Below are 3,759 nucleotides of genomic sequence, written 5' to 3'. Positions count from 1 at the left end.
ATCGCGATCGACCCCGAGTACTCGAACTCGGTCGGGAAGATGTCGGCCGAGTTCCAGGGCGTCGCCGTGACCTACGCCCAGGTCGCCGCGCACCCGGTGCTGCACATGAACCGCACCGAGGGCCGTCGCACCCTGGTGATCTTCGACGAGATCCACCACGCCGGGGACGCCAAGAGCTGGGGCGAGGCCACGCGGGAGGCGTTCGGTGGCGCGACGCGGCGCCTGGCGCTCACCGGCACCCCGTTCCGCTCGGACGACAGCCCGATCCCGTTCATCACCTACGAGCCCGACTCCGCCGGGGCGATGCGCTCGCGCGCCGACCACTCCTACGGCTACGCGGACGCCCTGGCCGACGGCGTCGTGCGTCCGGTCGTCTTCCTGGCCTACTCCGGGCAGGCGAGCTGGCGCACGAGCGCCGGCGAGGAGATGACGGCGCGCCTCGGGGAGCCGCTGACGGCCGAGCACACGTCGCGGGCGTGGAAGACCGCGCTCGACCCCAAGGGCGACTGGATGCCCGCGGTCCTGCAGGCCGCCGACACGCGTCTGACGCAGCTACGCGCGGGGGGCATGGCCGACGCGGGCGGGCTCGTCATCGCCACCGACCACACCACGGCGAAGGCCTACGCGAAGATTCTCGCGCAGATCGCGGGCGAGGAACCCGTCGTCGTGCTCTCCGACGACCCGAAGGCCTCCGGGCGGATCGCGGCCTTCGCGGAGTCGACGCAGCGGTGGCTGGTCGCGGTCCGGATGGTGAGCGAGGGCGTCGACGTCCCGCGGCTCGCGGTCGGGGTCTACGCCACGAGCGCCTCGACCCCGCTGTTCTTCGCCCAGGCGGTGGGCCGCTTCGTGCGGTCGCGGCGGGCGGGGGAGACCGCGTCGGTGTTCCTGCCCAGCGTCCCGACGCTGCTGGGGCTGGCGAGCGAGCTCGAGCTGCAGCGAGACCACGTGCTCGGCGAGCCGCACCGGCCGAAGGAGGGCCTGGACGACGAGCTGCTCGAGCGCGCCAACCGCACCGAGGACGAGCCCGGCGAGCAGGAGCGCAGCTTCGAGTCGCTCTCGGCCGAGGCGGAGCTCGACCAGCTCATCTACGACGGGGCCTCGTTCGGCACCTCGGCGGGCACGGGCTCCGCCGAGGAGCAGGACTACCTGGGGCTGCCCGGCCTGCTCGACCCCGACCAGGTGCGTGCGTTGCTGCGCCGGCGTCAGAGCGAGCAGCTCGACGACCGGGCCACCACGGGCTCGGCCGAACCGACGCCGCCCGTGGCGACCACCCGGCTCAAGCCCGGTGCCGCCGAGAAGCTCAAGGAGCTGCGGCGCGAGCTGAACACCCTCGTGGCCGCCCACCACCACCGCACCGGCGCCCCGCACGGGGCGATCCACGGCGACCTCCGTCGGGCCTGCGGGGGGCCGGCGACCCCGGTCGCCACGGCCGAGCAGATCGAGGAGCGCATCGCGACGCTGCGATCCTGGCGGTGACGGTCCCGGCGGCCCGCCGCGGCGCTGTGCCCGACATCACAGCCGCGCTCGCCGTGCACAGCAGGTGCCGACCCCGTCGCGATACGTGTCCGTCACGGGTGACACCCCGCCGTCACACTCCGTCGCCGCCGGGCGCCACGAGCTGCGCCGCCCCGCCGCCGCTGTCGACGACACCGGGTGAGTCGGTGGAGCACCCGATGGTGCCCGTCATGCCCGGGCCCGTCGGACGTCGGGCCCGCCCCGGCCGGCGCGGCCGCGCCCTCGCCCGGCGTCGGGACCCCGGACACGACGACGGCGGGCGGGAACCGGTGTGGTTCCCGCCCGCCGTGGAGTCGGGTGTCGCGGCCGCGTCTGCGTCGCCGCTGGTCAGGGGGGCGTCAGACGGCCTGCCCGGCCTGCAGGTCGATGGAGAGCTCCTTCAGCTTCGCCTCGTGCGCACGGGCGTGGTGGCCGCAGAAGAGCAGCTCTCCTCCGGAAGGCAGGACGGCGCGAACCTGCGCCGCTGCCCCGCAGCGGTCGCATCGGTCCGAGGCGGTGAGCTCTGGCCGGGTCAGGGTTCCGGGCATCGTCATCTCCCTCCGTTCGGGCGCCGGTCGACGGACCGGTCCCGCAGGCTCCGGCCGAGTGACCGTCGCTCCTCCACTGTGTCAGACCACGGCGACGACCGCTCGTGTTCACACGCTGCTTTGTCCAGGGTCACGTACCGCTCATCGACGGGGAGCGACCGCTGTTATCGGATCCGACCCGGAACCACACGATGGTGAGTCGATCTTCCGCGACGAGCGGTCCGCCGGCCCCGTTACTCTTCGTGGTCGGCGGGGTGTCCATGTACGTCGGCGCGGCCCTCGCGGTCGGGCTGTTCGCGCAGGCCTCGCCGGCCGGGGTCGCGTGGTTGCGGCTCGCGGGCGCGGCGGTCGTCCTCGGGGCGTGGCGGCTCGGCGGTGCCGTGGCCGGACGGCGCAGCGACCGGAGGGCCGACCGGCGCAGTGCGGGCGCGGCCGTCCGGCACGGTCGTGTGGGCCGGACCGGCTGGACCGTCCGGCGGGTGGTGCTCGCGGGCGCCTTCGGCGTCGTCACCGCGGCCATGAACATCGTGTTCTACGAGGCGATCGCGCGGCTGCCGCTCGGGACGGTGGTGGCGATCGAGTTCTCCGGCCCGGTCCTCGTCGCGGCACTCGGGTCGCGGACCCGCCGGGACTGGCTCGCGCTCGGCCTCGTCGTGGTCGGGGTGGGGCTGATCGCCGACGTCCGGCTCGAGGGCTCGCTGCTCGGGGTGCTGTTCGCGCTGGCCGCCGCGCTGGCGTGGGCGGGCTACATCGTGCTCGGCACCCGGGTGTCGCGGGCGGCCGGGACCGCGGGGGAGGGGATCGACGGGCTCGCGATCGGGTTCGCGGTCGCGACGGTGCTGTTCTCGCCGCTCGTGCTGACCGTCGGGCGGATCGCCGCCTCACCGGTCCTGCTGGGCTCGGCGCTCGCCCTCGGCGTGCTCTCGTCGGTCGTGCCCTACGTGCTCGACCAGGTCGTGCTGCGCCGGCTCGGGCGGGCCCGCTTCGCGCTGCTGCTGGCCCTGCTGCCCCTGACGGCGACCGTCGTCGGGCTCGTCGGGCTCGCCCAGATCCCGGCGCCGCTCGAGGCGGTGGGCATCGCGGCCGTCGTCGGCGGGGTGGCGCTGCGGCGGGAGCAGGCGGACCTGCCACCCGCAGCGCGAGGGGAGCCCCCGGACGAGTAGAGCGACCGGGGCTTCCCCTCGCGGACGTCCTGGCTAGCCTGACCGGCGATTCCGTGCAACGAGAGGTGGGGCACCGTGACCGCAGTGGAGGACGCGCGCGAACGCGGCCGGGAGCTCGCCGCGGCCCTCGCCGCCGACGGGGTGGCCGGCGTGATCGTCGCGTGGGCGGACAACAACGGCATCCCGCGCTCGCGGACCGTCCCGGTCGCCGCGCTGCCGCAGGTGGCCGCCTCCGGGGTCGGGGTCACCACGCTGTTCGCGGTCTTCGACACCAACGACGCGATCACCTTCGCGGCGCCGGGCCTGCAGACCCCGTCAGGGGACCTCCGGCTCGTCCCGCAGCTCGACCGCATCACGCGCCTCGCCGGCCAGCCCGCGTTCGCCTGGGCGCCGGGTGTGCAGGTCACCGCCGAGGGCGGGCCCTGGCCGTTCGACCAGCGCTCGGTGCTGGAGCGCACCGTCGCGCGGCTCGACGACGCCGGGTACTCGGCGCTGGCCGGCTACGAGATGGAGTTCGCGGTCTACGAGCAGCCGCAGGACACCGAGGACGACAC

3 protein-coding genes and 1 pseudogene are annotated in these 3,759 nt (G+C 75.0%); 3 read left to right on the top strand and 1 reads right to left on the bottom strand.

Features of this window, described 5'->3' with window-relative positions; all coding sequences use genetic code 11:
• On the top strand, positions 1–1,476 hold a 1,476-nt coding region (locus AC0CYZ_RS10350; protein WP_472214919.1), incomplete at its 5' end, for a DEAD/DEAH box helicase.
• Between the two features lie 377 nt (positions 1,477–1,853).
• Here the strand turns inward: AC0CYZ_RS10350 and AC0CYZ_RS10345 are convergent.
• Complete coding sequence (locus AC0CYZ_RS10345) at positions 1,854–2,048, bottom strand: DUF7455 domain-containing protein (protein ID WP_472214917.1); 195 nt, start codon at positions 2,046–2,048, stop codon at positions 1,854–1,856.
• A 254-nt stretch (positions 2,049–2,302) separates the two neighbouring features.
• On the opposite strand from AC0CYZ_RS10345, the gene AC0CYZ_RS10340 reads away from it, so the two are divergent.
• Both AC0CYZ_RS10340 and AC0CYZ_RS10335 read left to right on the top strand, forming a co-directional pair.
• Positions 2,303–3,205 carry an EamA family transporter gene (locus AC0CYZ_RS10340; protein ID WP_472214921.1) on the top strand — a complete coding sequence of 301 codons (903 nt, stop codon included), beginning with the start codon at positions 2,303–2,305 and terminating at the stop codon, positions 3,203–3,205.
• A gap of 75 nt (positions 3,206–3,280) precedes the next feature.
• Positions 3,281–3,759 (top strand): annotated as a pseudogene (locus tag AC0CYZ_RS10335) (glutamine synthetase); the annotation flags it as partial.

The sequence above is a fragment of the Actinomycetospora sp. genome (assembly GCF_055612215.1).
The sequence above is the reverse complement of the archived record's forward strand: the minus strand, read 5'-3'. Positions and strand labels throughout refer to the sequence as shown.